A 21,865-nucleotide genomic window follows, 5' to 3' on the forward strand; every position below is an offset into this window, starting at 1 on the left:
CCTGCTGATCAGCCCCGGCTGATCTCGAAGTGGTCGATGCGCTCGCCGGACTCGGCGAGCGCGGTGACCTTCATCCGGGCGTGCCGCCCGGCCTCCACCTCCACCGCGAGGAACGAGAAGCCGGTGTAGCGCACCCGGGACCACTCGACGGTCTCGGTGGCCTTTCCGCCGCCCTTGACCACGTGGTACGTGTTCACGCTCTCCAGGTCCGTGACGTGTCCCTCGTAGCTGTCCGGTGCCGGGAAGTCGTACAGCGCCTTGCCCGCGCCGCCCGCGGTGACGTACACGATGCCGTCCCGCTTCGGGTTGGTGCGCTCGCCGATCGGCACCTTGCGCTTGACGGTGTTCTTGAGGATCGCGTCGGTGCGCTCGTAGACGTGGTTGTGCCCGTTGATGACCAGGTCCACCTGGTGCTTCTCGAAGAGCGGCACCCAGGCGTCCCGTACCCCGCCGTCAGAGGCGTGCGCGTTGGTCGTGGAGAAGGCGCAGTGGTGGAAGAAGACCACCAGGAAGTCGATGTCGTGGCGGGCCCGCAGTTCGCCCAGGCGCCGGTCCAGCCAGCGCGTCTGCTTGCCGCCGCTGATGCCGAAGTTGGCGGGGATCTCGTAGGAGACGTCGTTGGCGTCGAGCGCGATCACGCCCACGTTGCCGTGCACGAAGGAGTAGGCGCCCGGCTGGTTCACCGGGTCGGGCCCGTTGTCGGGCAGCGTCCAGCGGGCGTTCTGGCCGCCGTAGCCGTCCGGCGAGTACCAGGCCTCCATGTCGTGGTTGCCGGTGGTCACCATCCACGGCACGGTCTTGGAGACGGTCTCCGTCTGCGCCAGGAACTGGTCCCAGGTGCGGGCGTCGTAGGTGTCGCTGCTCTGGCCGGAGCCCGAGGGGTCGGCGTAGCAGATATCGCCCGCGTGCAGGTGGAAGGCGGGGTTCTGGCCCAGGATCAGCTGGTCGTTGCCGAGCGCGTGGTAGCTGACGCCCTGGTCGCCGAAGGCGGTGAAGGTGAAGTTCCCGGCGCGCGAGGGCGCGGTGGTGAAGGTGCCGAGCGTGCCCAGGTTGCGGGTGTCGGCCGGGTCGAAGCCGTCGTGGCCGACACCGTAGTAGTACGTCGTGCCGGGCTTCAGCCGCTCCAGGCCCGCGTGTACGTAGAACTGCTCGGCGGCCGCGATCTTGCCGTCGTTCAGCCGGGGCGTGGTGAGGTGGCGCACCTCTGCGTCGATCTTCCGGCTCAGCGCCCACGGCTTGAGGCCGATCCGGATGTACGGGCGGCGCACGGCGAACGGGACCTGCCAGGAGACCGCCATCTGCGTCCTCGGGTCGGCTCCGTAGGCCAGGTGACGGCCGAACGGGGCGACCAGCGAGCCGTCCACCCGGGTCGTGCTGTGCGAGGTGAGCACCGTCGGCGCGGCGTACGCGGGGGAGGCGGTGAGGGAGGTGCCGAGACCCGCGCCGGCGACGGCGGCGGTCGCCACGCTCGTGCGCAGCACACCGCGACGGGTCAGTCGGCTGCGCAGGTAGTCGTGCTGCTCGGCCATGCTCATGCGGTCGGCGAGCTTCTCGGGGATTCCGAAGCGGGGGATGTCCATGGGCGACAACCTCCGCCCGCCGCCTGACGGCACCCTGTCGGATGGGTGAACGGTACACGTACAACGTCCCATGTGTCCGTATGGTGGACGTGACGTGTCATGGGGTGGGACGCGCAGTAGGGTGCGGGGCATGTCTCGCAGCATCAATCTCGCAGTGATCCCCGGTGACGGTATCGGCCGGGAGGTCGTGGCCCAGGGCCTCAAGGTCCTCAACGCTGTTCTCCCGCAGGATGTGAAGCTGGAGACCAAGGAGTACGACCTCGGCGCCCAGCGCTGGCACCGCACCGGTGAAACCCTCCCGGACGCGGAGCTGGAGGCCCTCAAGGGGCACGACGCCATCCTGCTCGGTGCGATCGGTGACCCCTCCGTGCCGTCCGGCGTCCTGGAGCGCGGGCTGCTGCTGAAGCTGCGTTTCGCCTTCGACCACTTCATCAACCTGCGGCCGTCGAAGCTGTTCCCGAACACCGAGACCCCGCTGGCCGGCCGTCCGGACATCGACTTCGTCGTCGTCCGCGAGGGCACCGAGGGCCCGTACACCGGGAACGGCGGTTCGCTGCGCACCGGTACCGAGCACGAGGTCGCCACCGAGGTCAGCCTCAACACCGCCTTCGGTGTCGAGCGCGTCGTCCGTGACGCCTTCGAGCGGGCCGCCGCCCGCCCGCGCAAGAAGCTGACGCTGGTCCACAAGAACAACGTCCTCGTGTATGCGGGCCACCTGTGGAAGAACACCTTCGACAAGGTGGCGGCCGAGTACCCCCAGGTCACCACCGACTACCTGCACGTCGACGCCGCGACGATCTTCTTCGTCACCCAGCCGGAGCGCTTCGACGTCATCGTCACCGACAACCTCTTCGGTGACATCCTGACCGACCTCGCCGCGGCCGTCTCCGGCGGCATCGGCCTGGCCGCCTCCGGCAACATCAACCCGACGGGCGCCTTCCCGTCGATGTTCGAACCGGTCCACGGCTCCGCCCCCGACATCGCGGGCCAGGGCAAGGCCGACCCGACCGCGACGATCCTCTCCGTCGCCCTCCTGCTGCGCCACCTCGGCTACGAGGCCCAGGCCGTGCGCATCGAGGACGCCGTCTCCGCGGACCTCGCGGAGCGCGAGGGGAGCGCCCGCACCACCGACGAGATCGGCGACGCGCTCGCGGTACGCGTAGCGGGCTGATCCGACGACTGCCTCAAAGCCGCCGGGTCCCACAGGCACCCGGCGGCTTCTCCTGTGCGGCCCCGGGTGTCACCATCGAATCCTGGACCGCACACACGTCATTTCGTGCACGGCCTCCCGCGAGAGATAATCGAACGGGGCCGTGGCTCGCCATGAAGCTCGGACGTCCTACAACCTGTCCGGCGGGAGTGGGCGTGAGTGCGGTCCTACACACACAAAACGGTGAAGGACACGTACTCATGACGACGCCCACGATCGAGCTCAAGCCCTCCTCGAACCCGCTGTCCGACGCGGAGCGCGAGGCGATCCTGGTCAAGCCCGGATTCGGCCGCTACTTCACCGATCACATGGTGACCATCAAGTGGACCGAAGGCCGCGGCTGGCACGACGCCCAGCTCGTCCCGTACGCGCCGCTGTCGATCGACCCGGCCAACATGACGCTCCACTACGGCCAGGAGATCTTCGAGGGCCTCAAGGCCTACCGCCGGCCCGACGGCTCGGTCGCCACCTTCCGCCCCGAGGCCAACGCCGCGCGCTTCCAGGCCTCCGCCCGCCGGCTCGCGATGCCCGAGCTGCCCGTCGAGACCTTCGTCGAGGCCTGCGACGCGCTGGTCCAGCAGGACGCGGCCTGGGTCCCGGGGCACGGCGGCGAGGAGTCGCTGTACCTGCGCCCGTTCATGATCGCGACCGAGGTCGGCCTCGGGGTGCGCCCGTCGAACGAATACCTCTTCCTGGTCATCGCCTCGCCGGCCGGCGCGTACTTCCCCGGCGGTGTGAAGCCCGTCTCCATCTGGCTCTCCGAGGACCGCGTCCGCGCCGTCCCGGGCGGCATGGGCGACGCCAAGACCGGCGGCAACTACGCCGCCTCCCTCCTTGCCCAGGCCGAGGCCGCCGCCAAGGGCTGCGACCAGGTCGCCTACCTCGACGCCGTCGAGCACAAGTGGGTCGAGGAGCTCGGCGGGATGAACCTGTACTTCGTGTACGGCAACCGCATCGTCACCCCGTCCCTGACCGGCTCGCTCCTGGCCGGCATCACCCGCGACTCGCTGCTCAGGCTCGCCGCGGACCTCGGCTACGAGCCCGAGGAGAGCCGGGTCTCGATCGACCAGTGGCGCGACGACTCGGCGGCGGGCACCCTCACCGAGGTCTTCGCCTGCGGCACCGCCGCCGTCATCACCCCCGTCGGCACCGTGAAGAGCGCGGGCGGCGAGTGGACCCAGGGCGACGGCACGCCGGGCCCGGTCACCCTCAGGCTGCGCGAGCGCCTGCTGGACATCCAGCGCGGTACCGCGGAGGACACCCACGGCTGGATGCACCGGATCGGCTGACCGGGCACGGGCCCCTCAGGGCGTGTGCTGAGCCGCCGGCCGGGCCTGCCCGCGGGCCCGGCCGGCGGCGCTCTGCGCACCCGGCCGGGTCAGCACGGCGTACGTCACCCCGCCCACCAGCCCCGACAGCACGAAGCTGCAGTCCACCCCGCCGGTCAGCGTGAGCAGCGGGCCCTCGTAGAGCGGGGTGGAGACGCCGCACAGGCCCACCGCGGCGCCGAGCGCCCAGCCGATGGTGGCGTGTGGATGCCAGCCGGCCCGGAACCAGTAGACGCCGCCCCGGGTGCCCCGGTTGTAGACCTGGAGGGCCTCCGCGTCGTACGCACCCCGGCAGCGCCGGTGCGCGATCATCGTGATGACCGCCCAGGGCGTGCCGATCGCGGTGAGCAGCAGCACGAACGACGTCATCGCCGACTGCGCGTTCCACACGAAGTGGCCCAGGAACACGAACGCCGTGGCGACCCCGGCGACGACCAGCGTGGCCCGTGCCCGGGTGGCGCGCGGCAGGATCGCGTCCAGGTCGAGGCCCATCGAGTAGAGCATCAGCCCGGCGTTGCCCACCGAGCCCGCGGTCGCCGCGAGGAGCAGCGGGACCAGGTACCAGGCGGGTGCGGCGGCGACCAGCGGGCCCGCGTAGTCGAGCGAGGCGCGGGCCGCGAGCGCGGTGTACGTACCGAAGAGCTGCGGGACCAGCAGTCCGACGACCAGGCCGAGGCAGGTGGCCCGCAGTACCCGGCGCGGGTGGTGGCGGACCGGTGAGATGTACCGGGTGTAGTCCCCGAGCAGCGTGATGAAGGCGATCGGCCCGCTCAGCCCGGCGGCCACGGCGGACAGCGCCCAGGTGGGCCAGAACGAACCGAGCAGGTACGGGGTGTCCGGCGGCGCCGCCGTCGTGAGGTCCGGCGCGTAGGCGATCAGCCCGATGAGCAGCAGTACGGTCATGCCGACCGCGAGGATCTTGCTCAGGCGCAGCAGCAGCCGGTACCCGTACACCGCGCCGACGACCGTACAGGCCGCCAGTACCGCGTAGACCAGGGTGTGCGAGAGGCCGCCGGAGGGGAGTCCGGCGAGGCGGGCCAGGGTGCCCACCATCACATCGCCGCCGATCCACAGGGTGAGAGCGGTGTACCCCAGCGCGAGCAGCAGTCCGACGACGGACCCGACGAGCCGGCCGCGTACGCCGAAGGCCGCGCCGCTGGAGGTCGACAGGTTCGTCGCCGTGCGCAGCGAGACCAGGGCGAGCGGTGCGGTGACCGCGACCCCGACGGCCGTCCCGACGACGACCGAGGTCACCGCGGGCCACAGGCCCAGCCCGAAGGAGACCGGCAGCCAGCCGAAGACGATCACGCCCAGGCAGAGGTTCGATCCGAGCAGGATCGAGACGAGGTCACGCGGGGTGCTGGTGCGCTCCGCCTCCGGGATGGTGTCGACTCCGCGCTGTTCGATCGGCATGAGGCCGCCCCTGACGTTCGACTATTTGAGTGCTGCTCAATGTGGCGTAGGTCGATGCGGCTCGTCAATGGTCTAGGTGTTCTGGATTCTTTGCGTGAGGGGTGGAGTGGTGGACGAGTCGCAGTTAGAGTGACGTTCAAACAGGAGGTGTGGTGACGTGCGACTGACCCCGAGCGAACGTGACCGGCTGCTGCTCTTCGGAGCCGCCGAACTTGCCCGTGCCCGACGGGCCCGCGGGCTGAGGCTCAACGTCCCGGAGGCGACCGCGCTGGTCGCGGACACCGTCTGCGAGGCGGCCCGCGACGGGCGACGGCTCGCGGAGGCGATAGCGGCCGCCCGCGCCGTGCTCGGAGCCGACGACGTGCTGCCGGGAGTGGCGGACGTGGTCACGGAGGTGCACGTGGAGGCCGTCTTCGACGACGGGTCACGGCTCGCCGTGGTGACCGACCCCATCGGCGCCGGTGCCGGGACCCGGCTGGGCGACAGCGCCCCCGGCGCCCTGCTGCCCGCCCCGGCGCACGCCGAACCGGAGCCCGCGCTGCGGCTGACCGTGCGCAACACCGCGACGGTGCCGATCAGCGTCACCTCGCACTTCCACTTCTTCGAAGCCAACCCCCGGCTCGACTTCGACCGGGCGGCCGCGTACGGCATGCGGCTGTGCGTGCCGGCCGGATCGTCGGTCCGGTTCGATCCGGGCGGCACGGCCGAGGTCGGACTGGAGCCGATCGGCGGCGCCCGGATCGCGATCGGCTTCGCCGGTCTGGTGGACGGTCCGCTGGACGCGCCCGGCGCGAAGGAGGAGGCCCTGCGACGCGCGGTGGCCTGCGGCTATCTCGGAGCGGAGGGCGACGCCTGATGAACCCCTACGCATACGCGTCGGTCCACGGACCCCGCGCCGGGGACCGGGTCGTGCTCGGCGACTGTGGCCTGGTGGTGCGCGTCGAGTCGGACGCGCAGCGCCACGGCGACGAGTTCCTGGCCGGATTCGGCAAGACCGCGCGCGACGGGCTGCACCTCAAGGCCGCCGCCGTCCGCGACACCTGCGACGTGGTCATCAGCAACGTGCTGGTCATCGACGCGGTCCAGGGCATCCGGAAGGTCTCCATCGGCATCCGCGAGGGCCGCATCCACGCGATCGGCCGGGCCGGCAACCCGGACACCCTCGACGGGGTGGACGTCGTCGTCGGCACGGGCACCACCATCGTCCCGGGCGAGGGGCTGATCGCCACGGCCGGCGCCGTCGACACCCATGTCCACCTGCTCTCGCCGCGCATCATGGAGGCCTCGCTCTCCTCCGGCGTCACCACCGTCATCGGCCAGGAGTTCGGCCCGGTCTGGGGCGTCGGCGTCAACTCGCCATGGGCGCTGCGGCACGCGTTCAACGCGTTCGACGCCTGGCCCGTCAACATCGGCTTCCTGGCCCGGGGTTCGTCCTCCGACGACGCGCCGCTGGTGGAGGCGCTGGCCGAGGGCGGCGCGTCCGGCTTCAAGGTGCACGAGGACATGGGCGCGCACACCCGCGCCCTGGACACCGCCCTGCGGGTCGCGGAGGAGCACGACGTCCAGGTCGCCCTGCACAGCGACGGGCTGAACGAATGCCTCTCCGTCGAGGACACCCTGAGCGTCCTGGACGGCCGGACGATCCACGCCTTCCACATCGAGGGCTGCGGCGGCGGACACGTACCCAACGTCCTGAAGATGGCGGGCGTCCCGAACGTCATCGGCTCGTCCACCAACCCGACGCTGCCCTTCGGCCGGGACGCGGTGGCCGAGCACTACGGGATGATCGTCTCCGTCCATGACCTGAAGACGGACCTGCCCGGCGACGCGGCCATGGCCCGGGACCGGATCAGGGCCGGGACGATGGGCGCGGAGGACGTCCTGCACGACCTCGGCGCGATCGGCATCACCTCCTCCGACGCGCAGGGCATGGGCCGCGCGGGCGAGACCGTACGCCGCACCTTCGCCATGGCCGGAAAGATGAAGGCCGAGCTGGGCCCGCTGGAGGGCGACGGCCCGCACGACGACAACGCCCGGGTGCTGCGCTACGTGGCGAAGCTGACGATCAACCCGGCCATCGCGCACGGGCTGAGCGACGAGATCGGCTCGGTCGAGGTGGGCAAGCTCGCCGACATCGTGCTCTGGAAACCGCAGTACTTCGGCGCGAAGCCGCAGCTGGTCCTGAAGTCGGGCTTCCCCGCCTGGGGAGTGACGGGCGACCCCAACGCGGCGACCGACACCTGCGAACCGCTGGTCCTGGGGCCGCTGTTCGGCGGGCACGGGGCGACCCCGGCCGATCTCTCGGTGGCGTTCGTCGCGAAGGCCGCCGCCGCTCTCGGCTCCGACCTGATGCCGACCCGGCGGCGCAGGGTCGCGGTACGCGGCACCCGTTCCATCGGCCCGGCGGATCTGCGCCTCAACTCCCGCATCGGGGAGGTCGGGGTGGACGGGGACAGCGGTCTGGTGACGCTGGACGGGGCTCCGATGCGGTCCGGGCCCGCCGACTCGATCTCGCTCAACCGCCTCTACTTCCTGTAGATCCAGCACTCCACGAGTGGTAGCCGCAGCACTCCACGAGCACCGCCCCGCTTCACGACACACAGCCTTCAGGAGTCCGACGAGATGACCTTCCGCATGCCGGCCGAATGGGCCCCGCACGAGCGCACCTGGATGGCCTGGCCCGGCCCCAACGCCACGTTCACCGGCGACGACCTGGCCAGGGCCCGGGAGGCGTGGGCCGCCGTGGCCCGCGCCGTACGCCGCTTCGAGCCGGTGACCATGGTCGTACCGACCGGGCAGTCCCAGGAGGCCAGGCCCCTCCTCGGCCCGGACATCGAGCTGGTCGAACGGGATCTGGACGACGCCTGGATGCGCGACATCGGGCCGACCTTCGTCACCGACGGCAGCCGGCTCGCCGCCGTGGACTGGGTCTTCAACGGCTGGGGCGCGCAGGACTGGGCCGTCTGGGAGCACGACGCGAAGATCGCCCGCCAGGTCGCCGGCCTCGCCGGAGTCCCGGTGCACAGCTCGCCCCTGGTCAACGAGGGCGGCGGCATCCACGTCGACGGCGAGGGCACCGTACTGCTCACCGAGACCGTGCAGCTGGGCCCCGAGCGGAACCCGGGCTGGACGAAGGAGCGGGCCGAGGCCGAGATCCACGCCAGGCTCGGCACCACGAAGGCGATCTGGCTGGAGCGCGGGCTGACCGGCGACTACCCGCCGCACGGCTTCGGCACCCTGGGCCATGTCGACATCGTCGCCGCGTTCGCCGGCCCCGGGATCGTCGTCGCCCACACCCAGCCGGACCCCGCCCACCCCGACCACGAGCTCTGCGCGCGGAACGTGGAGCTGCTCCGCTCGGTGACCGACGCGCGCGGCCGGGCCCTGCGGGTCGTCGAGGTCCCGGCGCCCGCCGCCGTGCGGGACGAGGAGGGCCACTGGGTCGACTACTCCTACATCAACCACTACGTCTGCAACGGCGGCGTCGTGCTGTGCGGCTTCGACGACCCCCGCGACGAGATCGCGGCGGGCATCTTCCGTCGCCTGTACCCCGGACGCACCGTCACCCTGGTGGACGCCCGCACCATCTTCGCGGGCGGCGGCGGCATCCACTGCATCACCCAGCAGCAGCCCGCGGTCCCCGGCTGACCGGCGCATCCGGTAGAACGTACGGGTGAACCAGACGCCCAGCGCACCGGCCGCGCGATGACCCCGCCCCCCGCCAGACGGCGCAACACGGCCCCGCCCCGCGAGTCCCTGCTCGTCGCCGCCATGGCCACCATCGCCGAGCGCGGGCTCGACGGGCTGACCATGGCCGGGCTCGGCCGGGAGGTCGGGATGAGCAGCGGGCACCTGCTGTACTACTTCCGCACCAAGGACGAACTGCTGCTGCAGACCCTGGAGTGGAGCGAGGGCCGGCTCGGCGCCGAACGCGGCGCCCTGCTCTCCCGGCAGGCGCCCGCCACCGAACGGCTCGACGCGTATGTCGACCTGTACGTCCCCGACGGGCCGCGCGACCCGCACTGGACGCTCTGGCTGGAGGTCTGGAACCGCTCGCAGAACGCCGACGCCGACGCCCGCGGGCGGATGGCCGCGATCGAGGGGGCCTGGCACCGGGACCTGGTGGCGCTGCTGGCCGAGGGCATCTCGCGCGGCGAGTTCGCCGCCGTGGACCCCGACCGCTACGCCGCCCGGCTGCGCGCCCTCCTGGACGGCTTCAGCGTCCACGTCGCCGTCGGCATCCCCGGCACCGGACGCGAACAAGTCCTGTCCCACGTAGAGGAGTTCCTGCGGGATTCACTACTGCGGTGAACACAACGCACGTAAGTACGCCCGATCGTTGTCCTCTGCATCCTTGTTAGTCCTCCGGCCGTTGGGGCACGGTGACCAACCATGGGACGAGAGCAGTGGAAGAAGATCTGGGTCGGCTCCGCCGGCAACATGGTCGAGTGGTTCGACTGGTTCGTGTACGCGACCTTCGCGGTCTACTTCGCGGACGCGTTCTTCCCCGAGGGCAACGAGACCGCCAACCTCATGAACACCATGGGGATCTTCGCCGTCGGCTTCTTCATGAGACCGGTCGGCGGCTGGCTGCTCGGCCGGATCGGTGACCGCAAGGGCCGCAAGGCCGCGCTCACCCTCACCGTCACCCTCATGTCGGCCTCCGCGATCCTGATCGCCGTCGCGCCCACCTACGACGTCGCCGGATACGGCGGGGTCGCCGTCCTGATGCTCGCCCGGCTGCTCCAGGGCCTGTCGGTCGGCGGCGAGTACGCCGCCAGCGCCACCTACCTCACCGAGGCCTCCGCCCCGGAGAAGCGCGGCTTCGCCTCCAGCTTCCAGTACGTCTCCATGACCGCGGGCCAACTCGTCGGCCTCGGACTCCAGATCGTCCTCCAGCGCAACATGTCGGACGCGGCGCTGCACAGCTGGGGCTGGCGTATCCCGTTCGTGGTCGGGGCGCTCGGCGCCGCCATCGTCTTCTACCTGCGCCGCTCCATGCTGGAGACGGAGGTGTACGCCGAATCCGGCGCGGCCGGGCAGGAGGACCGGGGCACGCTCAAGGTGCTCTGGCAGCACCGGCGAGAGGCGTTCCTGGTGATGGCGCTGACCATGGGCGGGACGGTGGCGTACTACACGTACACCACCTACCTCACCAAGTTCCTCTCCAAGAGCGCCGGCATGGACAAGTCAACCGCCTCGCTCGTCAGCTTCTGCGCGCTGTTCGTCTTCATGTGCATCCAGCCGCTGGCCGGGATGCTGTCCGACCGGATCGGCCGCCGCCCGCTGCTGATCACCTTCGCCGTCGGCTCGACCTTCCTGACCGTGCCGATCATGACGATGCTCAGGCACGCCAGCACCTTCTGGCCCGCGCTCGGCCTCGCGCTCCTCGCCCTGGTCGTGGTCACCGGCTACACCTCCATCAACGCCTGCGTGAAGGCCGAGCTGTTCCCGACCGGCATCCGCGCCCTGGGGGTCGGCCTCTCCTACGCCGTCGCCAACGCGCTGTTCGGCGGCACCGCCGAGTACGTGGCGCTCTGGTTCAAGAACGCCGGCGCCGAATCCGGCTTCTACTGGTACGTGGCGGGCTGCGCCGCGGTCTCCCTGATCGTCTACCTGTCGATGCGCGAGACCCGCGACATCGACCTGAACCGGGTCGCCGCGGCCGGGCAGCCGCAGGGGCAGCCGCAGCAGTCCGGAGCGACGAGCGTCACGCCCGCATCCTGAGACAGGGCACGTCACGGAGGCGGTCCTGTGCCAGACTGCCTCCGTGTCCTCGTTCGTCATGATTATTGGCAACAGGCGCGCCGGTCCGCAGTGACCGTCCCGTACCACCACGTACGGCGCGGCCATCGTGCCCCAGACCCGCGCGCAGACCTCTCGCACCCGCGAGGGGTTTTTTGTTTTCCGGCCCTCACCTCGGCCGGAGCGAGGCGCGCGGGATGATGGGGGCAAGTGGAGCCAGATCGTCCGGATCCACTCATCCGACAGGAGTCAGACCAGCATGACCACCGAGGCCAAGCCCACCGACGACAGCTTCCACGTCTTCGACACCACCCTGCGCGACGGTGCGCAGCGTGAAGGCATCAACCTGACGGTCGCCGACAAGCTCACCATCGCCCGGCACCTGGACAACTTCGGCGTCGGCTTCATCGAGGGCGGCTGGCCGGGCGCCAACCCCCGTGACACCGAGTTCTTCGCCCGCGCCCAGCAGGAGATCGAGTTCCGCAACGCCGAGCTGGTCGCCTTCGGCGCGACCCGCAGAGCGGGCGGCAAAGCGGCCGAAGACCCCCAGGTCAAGGCGCTGCTGGAGTCGGGCGCACCGGTGATCACGCTGGTCGCCAAGTCCCACGACCGCCATGTGGAACTGGCCCTGCGCACCACGCTGGAGGAGAACCTGGAGATGGTCCGCGACACCGTCTCCTTCCTCCGCGAACAGGGCCGCCGGGTCTTCGTCGACTGCGAGCACTTCTTCGACGGCTACCGCGCCAACGCCGAGTACGCCAAGGCCGTCGTGCGGACCGCGTACGAGGCCGGTGCGGACGTCGTCATCCTCTGCGACACCAACGGCGGGATGCTCCCGGCCCAGGTCCAGGCCGTCGTCTCCACCGTCCTCGCGGACACCGGCGCCCGCCTCGGCATCCACGCCCAGGACGACACCGGCTGCGCCGTCGCCAACACCCTGGCCGCGGTCGACGCGGGCGCCACCCACGTCCAGTGCACCGCCAACGGCTACGGCGAGCGGGTCGGCAACGCCAACCTCTTCCCCGTCGTCGCCGCGCTGGAGCTCAAGTACGGCAAGACCGTGCTGCCCGAGGGCGCGCTGGCGGACATGACCCGCGTCTCGCACGCCATCGCGGAGGTCGTCAACCTCGCCCCCTCCACGCACCAGCCCTACGTCGGTGTCTCGGCCTTCGCGCACAAGGCCGGACTGCACGCCTCCGCGATCAAGGTCGACCCCGACCTCTACCAGCACATCGATCCCGCGCTGGTCGGCAACAGCATGCGGATGCTCGTATCGGACATGGCGGGCCGCGCCTCCATCGAGCTCAAGAGCCAGGAGCTCGGCATCGACCTCGGGGGCGACCGCGAGCTGGTCGGACGCGTCGTCGAGCGGGTCAAGGAGCGCGAGCTCAGGGGCTACACCTACGAGGCGGCCGACGCCTCCTTCGAGCTGCTGCTGCGGGCCGAGGCCGAGGGCCGGGTGCGCCGCTACTTCCGTACCGAGTCCTGGCGCGCCATCGTCGAGGACCGCCCCGACGGTACGCACGCCAACGAGGCGACCGTGAAGCTCTGGTCCAAGGGCGAGCGCATCGTCGCGACCGCGGAGGGCAACGGCCCGGTCAACGCGCTGGACCGGGCGCTGCGGGTGGCCCTGGAGCGGATCTACCCCCAGCTCGCCAAGCTGGAGCTGGTGGACTACAAGGTCCGCATCCTGGAAGGGCGCACCGGCACCGACTCCACGACCAGGGTCCTGATCACCACCGGCGACGGCACCGCCGACTGGTCGACCGTGGGTGTCGCGGAGAACATCATCGCGGCGTCCTGGCAGGCGCTGGAGGACGCGTACACCTTCGGCCTGCTGCGGGCGGGGATCGAGCCGACGGAGTAGTGCGGGACCCGCTGCGCCGCCGGGACGTGTCCGTGTCCCGGCGGCGCAGCGGGCTTTGCGGATGTGCAGCCGGCCGCTTTGCTCCGGCGGGGACGCCGTCCCGGGCGCAGCCGGTGCCGACAGGGCCCGAGCCGCTCATGGAGTTGCGGACGAGGCATGAGTGAACTGCCCTCATGCGCCCATGTCAAGAGTTTGCGCGTTCAGGACTTGAACACATCGACCTTTCTCGCGGCTCGAAGGATGGGTACGGACCAATCTCGGCGTGAAGTATTGACGGCTCTGTGTCGGCGGGGTTAACTCACGCCACCAACGCCGGTACCGGTTCCGGAACCGGTTCCACGACCGGCCGTTCGCTCTGTCCTGTGGTGTCCTGGAGGCCCTCCGATGCGTGTCACCATCGCTGATGTCGCCCGCGAGGCCGGCGTCAGCAAGACGACCGTGTCCCGGGTCATCAACACCAAGGGCGAAGTGGACGGTTCAACGGCCGCCCGTGTTCGTGAAGTGATCGCACAGCTCGGTTATGTGCCCAGCTCGGGCGCCGTCGGTCTGGCCCGCGGCAGCAGCCGCACGGTCGGGATGCTGGTGCCCTCGCTGACCTGGCCGTGGATGGGCGAGGTGCTTCAGGGCGTCGTCGACACCGTCGAGGCCGCCGACTACGGTCTGCTGCTCTTCACCTGCAACCGCGGGGCCGAGTCCGTGGAGCGCTTCACCAGCCAGGTGTCGGCGCGCGCCTTCGACGGACTGGTCGTGGTCGAACCCGAGAACACCCTCGACCACCTCACCGCACTGCACCGCGCCGGCCTGCCGATCGTGCTGATCGACGATCGCGGCCACCACCCCGAGTTCCCCTCCGTCGTGACCACCAACCACGAGGGAGGCGCGTCGGCCGCCCGCCATCTGCGGGCTGCCGGACGCACCAAACCCCTGGTCATCACGGGACCCCACGACTTCGGCTGCGTACGCGACCGGCTCGCGGGATTCCTCTCCGTGCTGCCCACGGACCTCGTCGTCCGCGGCGACTTCACCGAGATCTGCGGCCGGCTGGCCGTGGAGCAACTCCTCGCCTCCGGGGTGGAGTTCGACTCGGTCTTCGCGCACAACGACATCACCGCGGCAGGCGTGCTGCGGGCGCTGCGCGCCGCGGGACGGTCCGTTCCCGGCGACATCGCGGTGGTCGGCTTCGACGACATCCCGATGGCCGAGCACACCGAACCGCCGCTCACCACCGTGCGCCAGCCCACCCGGCAGATGGGTGAGACGGCCGCGCGGCTGCTGCTCTCGCACCTCGGCGGCACCGCCGTACCCGACGCACCCCTCGTGCTGCCCACCGAACTGGTCGTGCGCCACTCGGCGCCCTAGCGGCCGGGGCCGGCCACGGCCCCACCGCTCCCGTACTCCGCGCAGCAGCCGGCTGCGCGCCCCCGCACCGCATCAGCACCCGCACCAGCCCGTACCCGGCGCGCCGAGCGCTGCCCGTTTCCGGATCTCCCAGACCCGCCAGTCCCTCCTGGAGTCGCCATGTCCGCACGCCGTCACCACACGCTCAGAGCGGTCGCGCTCGCCACCGCGGTGGTCGCGCTCGCCGCCGGATGCTCGTCAGCCAACTCGAACGCCAACAAGGGCGGCGGCGCCGCGTCGGGCGTCCTGAACATCGGCAAGCCGGACGGGCCGCAGACGAACAACAGCAACCCGTTCCTGAACACCTCGGCGGGCGCCACCCTCGGCTACCGCTACATGATCTACGAGCCGCTGGCGATGGTGCGCCAGATCCGGCCCGCCGAAAAGCCCAAGCCGTGGCTGGCGACGGAATGGAAGTGGGACCTCAACTTCACCAAGGTCACCTTCACCCTGAACGACAAGGCCAAGTGGGCCGACGGCAAGCCGCTGACCGCCGACGACGTCGCGTTCACCTTCAACCTGCTGAAGAAGCACCCGGCGCTCAACGCCGACGGCATCGCGTGGGGCGGGGTCGAGGTGCAGGGCGAGAAGGTCGTGCTGACCTTCGACGACTCGCAGTACGTCAACCAGAACAAGATCCTTCAGCAGTTCATCGTGCCCAAGCACATCTGGGAAGGCGTCAAGGACCCGGAGACCTGGCCCAACCGCACGCCCGTCGGCTCGGGCCCGTACAAGCTCAAGACGTTCACGCCGCAGACCACCACCCTGACCGCCACGCCCACCTACTGGAAGGGCTCGACGAAGGTCAAGGAGCTGCGGTACAGCACCTACAACGACAACAGCGCCGCCACCACCGCGCTGGCCAGCGGCAAGCTGGAGTGGTCGTTCGTCTTCATGCCGAACTACAAGCAGCTGTTCATATCCAAGGACCCCAAGAACCACAAGCTGTGGTTCCCGTCCGGGCTCGGCATCCACGGCCTCTGGTTCAACACCGCCCGCAAGCCGTTCGACAACCCGGCGCTGCGCAAGGCCATGGCGATGGTCGTCGACCGCAACGCGATCTACACCCAGGCCGAGGCGACGCTCTACCCGGAGATCACCAACCCGACCGGCATCCCGCTGCCCGCCGGTAAGTCCTTCCTCGCCCCCGAGTACAAGGACGCCACCACCAAGCCCGACGTCGAGGGCGCCAAGAAGGTCCTGGAGAAGGCCGGCTTCACGCTCAGCGGCGGCGTGCTGAAGGACCCGGGCGGCAAGCCGGTGAAGCTGACCCTCACCGACCCGGCCGGCTGGAACGACTACATCACCGGCCTCGCGATCATCAAGGACAACATCAAGAAGCTCGGCATCGATGCCAAGGTCAAGACGCAGACGGCCGACGCCTGGACCGCCGACGTGGCCAACGGCAACTTCGACGCCACCCTGCACTGGACCAACAGCGGCTCGACCCCGTACGACATGTACCAGAACATCATGGACGGCGCGCTGCTCCAGCCCATCGGCAAGCCCTCCCAGCAGGGCAACTTCGGCCGCTTCAAGAGCACCGAGGCCACCGAGGCGCTCAAGGACTTCGCCAACGCCACGTCCGACACCACCCGCATCACCGCGATGAACGCCCTGCAGAAGATCATGGTCGAGCAGGCGCCGATGATCCCGACCGCCGCCGCCCCCATCGGGGCCGAGTACTCCACCAAGAACTGGGTGGGCTGGCCCACGGAGGCCGACCCGTACGCCGACCCGCAGCACACCCAGCGCTCGGCGCTGGAAGTCGTGCTGAAGCTCAAGCCGTCCAAGTAGGACACAGGGATCCAGGTACCGGCCATGTCTGAACAGTTCGAAAAGAACCACGTCGTGCTCGAAGCACGCGGAGTCACCAAACACTTCGCCGTACGGCGCACCGGCCGCGATCTCCTCGCGGGCAAGCGCCGTACCGTCCACGCCGTCGACGACGTCTCGCTGAAACTTCGGCGCGGCACCGTCACGGCACTGGTGGGGGAGTCGGGCTCCGGGAAGTCCACCGTCGCCAGACTGCTCGCGCAGCTGTATCCGCTCACCGAGGGCGAGATCCACCTGGGCGGGCAGCCGGCGAAGGCCGGACGTGGCCGGTCCTTCCGCAGTTACGTACGCCGGGTCCAGCTCATCTTCCAGGACCCGTTCGCCTCGCTGAACCCGGTGCACACCGTGCGCTACCACCTCACCCGGTCGCTGAAGATCCACGACCGGGCGGGGAACGGCGAGGCGGAACTGGAACAGAACCTGACCGCTCTGCTGAACCGCGTCCAGCTGACTCCTCCTCATCAGTACCTGGACAAGTTCCCGCACGAGCTGTCGGGAGGTCAGCGCCAGCGCGTGGCCATCGCCCGCGCGCTCGGCGCCGACCCCCAGGTCCTCCTCGCGGACGAGCCCGTCTCGATGCTGGACGTCTCGATCCGGCTCGGGGTCCTCAACCTGCTCAAGGACCTCAAGGACCGCATGCACCTCGCGATCCTCTACATCACCCACGACATCGCCTCCGCCCGCTACTTCGCGGACTCCACGCTGGTGATGTACGCGGGCCGGATCGTGGAGGGCGGCGACAGCGAGACCGTCACCCAGCGCCCCGCCCACCCCTACACCCAGCTGCTGATCGCCTCGGCACCCGACCCGGACCGGGTGGTCGCCGAGGAGGAGCAGGAGGAGACGGGCAGCGGCGAGCCCCCCTCGCTCATCGACCCACCGGCCGGCTGCCGCTTCCACCCGCGCTGCCCCAAGGCGATGGAGCGCTGCCGCACCGAGCTGCCGCCCCGGTTCGACCTGGCCGACGGCCAGTGGGCGGCCTGCTGGCTGTACGCGGACGGCGCCGGCCGCGCCGGTGACCACGAGAAGGAGGCCGCGAAGTGAAGTACCTGCTGCAGAGGCTCGCCTTCTACCTGGTCACCGCGTGGGCCGCGATCACCATCAACTTCCTCATCCCGCGGCTGATGCCCGGCGACCCGGTGCAGTCGCTCATCGCCCGGTTCCAGGGACAGCTGGACACCAGCGCCATCGCCTCCCTGGAGGCGCTCTTCGGCCTGGACAAGCACCAGTCGATCTGGCAGCAGTACACCGACTACTGGGGCCACCTGCTCGACGGCGACCTCGGCCTGTCGTTCACCTTCTTCCCGACCCCGGTCAGCGAGGTCATCGCCCAGTCGCTGCCGTGGACACTCGCGCTCGTCGGCATCACCACGCTGATCAGCTTCGTGCTCGGCACCGGCATCGGGGTGTTCACCGGCTGGCGGCGCGGTTCATGGCTGGACAGCCTGCTGCCCGTCACCACCTTCATCTCCGCGATCCCGTACTTCTGGCTCGGTCTCATCGCCATCTCGCTGTTCGCCGTGAAGTGGCCGCTCTTCCCGGCCGCCGGCGGCTACGACAACTCGCTGGTGCCCGCCTTCGACTGGCCGTTCATCTCCAGCGCGCTCTACCACGGCGTGCTGCCCGGCCTCACCATCGTGCTCAGCGCGGTGGCCGGCTGGATCCTCGGCATGCGCAACATGATGGTGACGGTCTCCTCGGAGGACTACGTCATGGTCGCCCAGGCCAAGGGGCTCTCCGAGCGCCGGGTGATGTTCGGGTACGCCGCCCGCAACGCGATCCTTCCCAACATCTCCGGCTTCGCGCTCTCGCTCGGCTTCATCGTCGGCGGCACCCTGCTGGTGGAGATGGTCTTCTCCTACCCGGGCATCGGCTACCAGCTCTTCCAGGGCGTGGGCGCCAAGGACTACCCCCTCATGCAGGGCGTCTTCCTCATCATCACGCTCTCCGTCCTGGCGGCGAACCTCCTCGCCGACGTCCTGTACATGATCCTCGACCCCCGTACCCGAAGGGAGGCGTAGCAGATGGCTGTCACCGCCACCGAGGTCGCCGTACTCGACGCGGCCGAGACCCCGGCCGCGAGCAAGCGCAGGTTCCGGTTCCTGCGCGGCCGCAAGACCGTCGTCGGACTCTGCATCCTGCTCTTCTTCGTGCTGATCGCCGTCATCGGCCCGTGGATCGCCCCCTACGACCCGGACACCATGGGCAAGGAACTGCTCCAGCCGCCCTCCGGGGCGCACTGGTTCGGCACCACCCAGACCGGTCAGGACGTGCTCTCGCAGGTCCTCGTCGGCACCCGGGGCGTCCTCGTCGTCGGATTCATCGCCGGCATCCTCGCCACGATCCTGTCCGTACTGATCGGCGTCAGCGCCGGCTTCCTCGGCGGCACCGCCGACGAGGTGCTCTCGCTGCTCTCCAACGTGTTCCTGGTCATCCCCGGACTGCCGCTGATCATCATCATCGCCAGCTTCGTCTCCGACACCGGAGACCTGCTGATCGCGGCCGTCATCGCCCTGACCTCCTGGGCCTGGGGAGCACGGGTGCTGCGTGCCCAGACGCTCTCGCTGCGCCGACGGGACTACGTCGAGGCGGCCCGCGCCACCGGCGAGTCGACCTGGCGGATCATCTTCTTCGAGGTGATGCCGAACCTGACCGCCGTCATCGCCTCCGGCTTCGTCGGCACCGTCATCTTCGCGATCCTCTCCGAGATCACCCTCGCCTTCATCGGCGTCGCGGACATCTCCAACTGGAACTGGGGGACCGTCCTGTTCTGGGCCCAGTCCAACCAGGCCCTGGCCCAGGGCGCGTGGTGGTGGTTCGTACCGGCCGGGCTCTGCATCGCCCTGCTCGGCATGTCCCTCGCCCTCATCAACTTCGGCATCGACGAATTCGTCAACCCGCGCCTGCGCACCGAGACCGGCGGCTCCCGCAAGGTCCGGATGCGGGTCGGCTTCACCCCCGTGGCCCGTACGGGCGACCCCGGGAAGGAGAACCGCTCATGAGTGAGCCCGTCCTCAGCATCAGCGGCCTCAACGTCGACTACGGGACCGGGGACGACGCCGTGCACGCGCTGCGCGACATCGACCTCACCCTGCACCGGGGCGAGGTGCTCGGCCTCGCGGGCGAGTCCGGCTCCGGCAAGTCCACCCTGGCCTACGCCGTCACCCGGCTGCTCTCCCCGCCCGGCGTCATCACGGGCGGCGAGGTCCGCTACCACCAGCGCGACGGCGGGACGCTCGACCTGCTGACCCTGTCCGCGCCCGAACTGCGCGCCTTCCGCTGGCAGGAGCTGTCGATCGTCTTCCAGGGCGCGATGAACTCCCTCAACCCGGTCCACACGGTCCACAGCCAGCTCACCGACGTACTCCAGGCCCACCGCCCGGAGATGAAGCGCGCCGAGCGCACCGCACGGGCCCAGGAGCTCCTGAAGCTCGTCGGGATCTCCGCCGACCGGCTCGCCGCCTACCCGCACCAGCTCTCCGGCGGAATGCGCCAGCGCGTGATGATCGCGATGGCACTCGCGCTGGAACCCGAGGTCGTCATCATGGACGAGCCCACGACGGCCCTGGACGTCGTCATGCAGCGGCAGATCCTGCGCCAGCTGGTCAGGCTCCGCGAGGAGCTGGGCTTCTCCGTCGTCTTCATCACGCACGACATCTCGCTCCTGATCGAGTTCTCCGACCGGATCGCGATCATGTACGGCGGCCGGATCGTCGAGGAGGCCGGCTCCGCCGACATCTACCGCGACCCCCGCCACCCCTACAGCGACGGACTGCTGCACTCCTTCCCCGCGCTGCACGGCCCCCGGCGCGAACTCAGCGGCATCCCGGGCTCGCCCCCGCACCTGTCCGCGATGCCCGCCGGCTGCGCCTTCCACCCGCGCTGCGCCAAGAAGGTCGAGGGCTGCGACACGCACGTCCCGGTGCTCGCTGCACCGAACGGGGACAGCTCCCGCTCGGTGGCCTGCTGGCTCCACCGGGAGGTCCCGGCCCCCGCAGTCGCCCGTTCCTAGCGACGTACGCACCGCACACCACAGGAGAACCATGAACCTCGTCACCCCCCAGGCCTACGCCCGCGAGATCGCCGCCCAGGCCGTTCCCGGTCTGCCCACGGACTTCCGCTGGGGCGTCGCCACAGCCGCCTACCAGATCGAGGGGGCGGCGGCGGAGGACGGCCGCACGCCCTCGATCTGGGACACGTACTGCGGGGTGCCGGGCATGGTCGTCCGCGGCGAGAACGGCGATGTGGCCTGCGACCACTACCACCGGATGCCCGAGGACGTCTCGCTGATCGCGGGCCTGGGCGTCGACACGTACCGCTTCTCGCTGGCCTGGCCGCGCATCCAGCCCGGCGGCCGGGGCCCCGCCAACGCCAAGGGCCTCGACTTCTACAAGCGACTGGTCGACGAGCTGGACGACAAGGGCGTCACCCCGTGGATCACCCTCTACCACTGGGACCTGCCGCAGGAGCTGGAGGACGCGGGCGGCTGGCCGGCCCGTGACACCGCCTACCGGTTCGCCGAGTACGCGGCCCTCGCGTACGACGCCCTGGGCGACCGGGTGAAGCACTGGACCACGCTGAACGAGCCGTGGTGCTCCGCGATGCTCGGTTACGCGTACGGCAACCAGGCCCCCGGCCGGCAGAACTTCGGTGAGGCCATCCACGCCGTCCACCACCTGCTGCTGGGCCACGGCCTCGCCTCTCAGTACCTGCGCGAGCAGGCCACTGCCCGCGGTAACGAGCTGGAACTCGGCATCACCCTCAACCTGGGCACCGCCACCCCCGAGACGGACAGCCACGAGGACGCGGAGGCCTGCCGCCGCGCCGACGGACTCGGCGCCCGCCTCTACCTGGACCCGGTCGTCAAGGGCGCCTACCCCGAGGACATCGTCACCGACCTCGCCGTCCAGGGCATCGAACTCCCGGTCCAGGAAGGCGACCTCGCGGTCATCGCCACCCCGCTGGACGTCCTCGGCGTCAACTTCTACCGGGGCTCCCTCTTCTCCGGCGTCACCGAGCAGGGCGCTGTGCTCGACGCCGAAGGGCTGCCCGTCACCCGCGTCGTCGAGCGCGACCTGCCCCGTACCGCCATGGACTGGGAGATCACCCCCACCGCCCTCACCGACCTGCTCGTCCGCCTGGAGAAGGACTACGGTCTCCCGACGGTCATCACCGAGAACGGCGCCGCGTTCGACGACACCGTCTCGGAGGACGGCGGGATCCACGATGCGGAGCGCATCACCTACCTCGCCGACCACATCGCCGCCGTCGCCGCCGCCCGCTCCCAAGGGGCCGACGTCCGGGGGTACTTCGCCTGGTCGCTGATGGACAACTTCGAGTGGTCCTACGGCTACGACAAGCGATTCGGCATCGTCCGCGTCGACTACGACACGCAGGTGCGGACGCTCAAGGACAGCGCCAAGTGGTACCGCGACACCATCCACCACACCCGCAACGCGTAACCGCGCTCGCGTGCGCGGTCGCGCGA

At 70.2% G+C, this 21,865-nt stretch carries 17 protein-coding genes; 15 read left to right on the forward strand and 2 right to left on the reverse strand.

Annotated elements, in window-relative coordinates:
* Nucleotides 1-8 precede the first annotated feature (8 nt).
* A complete protein-coding gene (locus OG892_RS29005) occupies nucleotides 9-1,580 on the reverse strand; it encodes a purple acid phosphatase family protein (protein WP_371630671.1) in 1,572 nt (523 codons plus the stop codon).
* A gap of 130 nt (nucleotides 1,581-1,710) precedes the next feature.
* Here OG892_RS29005 and OG892_RS29010 point away from each other — a divergent pair, with 130 nt between their 5' ends.
* Together OG892_RS29010 and OG892_RS29015 are read left to right on the forward strand one after the other, a co-directional pair.
* Entirely contained in the window at nucleotides 1,711-2,751 is a 1,041-nt protein-coding gene (locus tag OG892_RS29010) for a 3-isopropylmalate dehydrogenase (RefSeq protein ID WP_371630672.1), read from the forward strand.
* A 239-nt stretch (nucleotides 2,752-2,990) separates the two neighbouring features.
* Nucleotides 2,991-4,079, forward strand: coding sequence for a branched-chain amino acid aminotransferase (locus OG892_RS29015; RefSeq protein ID WP_371630673.1), 1,089 nt, complete (start codon nucleotides 2,991-2,993; stop codon nucleotides 4,077-4,079).
* A gap of 15 nt (nucleotides 4,080-4,094) precedes the next feature.
* Here the strand turns inward: OG892_RS29015 and OG892_RS29020 are convergent, their stop codons facing one another.
* Complete coding sequence (locus OG892_RS29020) at nucleotides 4,095-5,531, reverse strand: cytosine permease (RefSeq protein WP_371630674.1); 1,437 nt, start codon at nucleotides 5,529-5,531, stop codon at nucleotides 4,095-4,097.
* 157 nt (nucleotides 5,532-5,688) lie between these two features.
* Here OG892_RS29020 and ureA point away from each other — a divergent pair, with 157 nt between their 5' ends.
* The 13 genes from ureA to OG892_RS29085 all read left to right on the forward strand — a co-directional run bounded on the left by ureA (nucleotide 5,689) and on the right by OG892_RS29085 (nucleotide 21,839).
* On the forward strand, nucleotides 5,689-6,387 hold the full coding sequence (ureA, locus tag OG892_RS29025; RefSeq protein ID WP_328865303.1) for an urease subunit gamma: 699 nt from the start codon (nucleotides 5,689-5,691) through the stop codon (nucleotides 6,385-6,387).
* Nucleotides 6,387-8,069, forward strand: a complete 1,683-nt coding sequence (locus OG892_RS29030; protein ID WP_371630675.1) for an urease subunit alpha — start codon at nucleotides 6,387-6,389, stop codon at nucleotides 8,067-8,069. The genes ureA and OG892_RS29030 overlap by 1 nt, the downstream gene beginning before the upstream one ends.
* Before the next feature lie 84 nt (nucleotides 8,070-8,153).
* Nucleotides 8,154-9,179 carry an agmatine/peptidylarginine deiminase gene (locus OG892_RS29035; protein WP_371630676.1) on the forward strand — a complete coding sequence of 342 codons (1,026 nt, stop codon included), beginning with the start codon at nucleotides 8,154-8,156 and terminating at the stop codon, nucleotides 9,177-9,179.
* Nucleotides 9,180-9,236: 57 nt separating this feature from the next.
* Complete coding sequence (locus tag OG892_RS29040; RefSeq protein ID WP_073738685.1) at nucleotides 9,237-9,842, forward strand: TetR/AcrR family transcriptional regulator; 606 nt, start codon at nucleotides 9,237-9,239, stop codon at nucleotides 9,840-9,842.
* Between the two features lie 81 nt (nucleotides 9,843-9,923).
* Complete coding sequence (locus OG892_RS29045) at nucleotides 9,924-11,258, forward strand: MFS transporter (RefSeq protein ID WP_327339187.1); 1,335 nt, start codon at nucleotides 9,924-9,926, stop codon at nucleotides 11,256-11,258.
* Nucleotides 11,259-11,535: 277 nt separating this feature from the next.
* A complete protein-coding gene (cimA, locus tag OG892_RS29050; protein WP_073738688.1) occupies nucleotides 11,536-13,143 on the forward strand; it encodes a citramalate synthase in 1,608 nt (535 codons plus the stop codon).
* 384 nt (nucleotides 13,144-13,527) lie between these two features.
* Nucleotides 13,528-14,502, forward strand: coding sequence for a LacI family DNA-binding transcriptional regulator (locus OG892_RS29055; RefSeq protein ID WP_073738689.1), 975 nt, complete (start codon nucleotides 13,528-13,530; stop codon nucleotides 14,500-14,502).
* 159 nt (nucleotides 14,503-14,661) lie between these two features.
* Nucleotides 14,662-16,338, forward strand: a complete 1,677-nt coding sequence (locus OG892_RS29060; protein ID WP_328865300.1) for an ABC transporter substrate-binding protein — start codon at nucleotides 14,662-14,664, stop codon at nucleotides 16,336-16,338.
* 24 nt (nucleotides 16,339-16,362) lie between these two features.
* The gene (locus OG892_RS29065; RefSeq protein WP_073738691.1) at nucleotides 16,363-17,421 is read left to right on the forward strand and encodes an ABC transporter ATP-binding protein; all 1,059 of its coding nucleotides are present in this window, start codon (nucleotides 16,363-16,365) and stop codon (nucleotides 17,419-17,421) included.
* On the forward strand, nucleotides 17,418-18,398 hold the full coding sequence (locus OG892_RS29070; RefSeq protein ID WP_073738692.1) for an ABC transporter permease: 981 nt from the start codon (nucleotides 17,418-17,420) through the stop codon (nucleotides 18,396-18,398). The genes OG892_RS29065 and OG892_RS29070 overlap by 4 nt, the downstream gene beginning before the upstream one ends.
* Nucleotides 18,399-18,401: 3 nt before the next feature.
* Entirely contained in the window at nucleotides 18,402-19,379 is a 978-nt protein-coding gene (locus OG892_RS29075) for an ABC transporter permease (RefSeq protein ID WP_371630677.1), read from the forward strand.
* Nucleotides 19,376-20,389 carry an ABC transporter ATP-binding protein gene (locus OG892_RS29080; RefSeq protein ID WP_073738694.1) on the forward strand — a complete coding sequence of 338 codons (1,014 nt, stop codon included), beginning with the start codon at nucleotides 19,376-19,378 and terminating at the stop codon, nucleotides 20,387-20,389. Before OG892_RS29075 ends, OG892_RS29080 begins: the two co-directional genes overlap by 4 nt.
* 31 nt (nucleotides 20,390-20,420) lie before the next feature.
* Nucleotides 20,421-21,839 carry a GH1 family beta-glucosidase gene (locus OG892_RS29085; RefSeq protein ID WP_371630678.1) on the forward strand — a complete coding sequence of 473 codons (1,419 nt, stop codon included), beginning with the start codon at nucleotides 20,421-20,423 and terminating at the stop codon, nucleotides 21,837-21,839.
* The last annotated feature ends 26 nt before the right edge of the window (nucleotides 21,840-21,865 follow it).

Origin of the sequence: Streptomyces sp. NBC_00341, assembly GCF_041435055.1 — a bacterium.
Classification (GTDB): Bacteria; Actinomycetota; Actinomycetes; order Streptomycetales; family Streptomycetaceae; genus Streptomyces.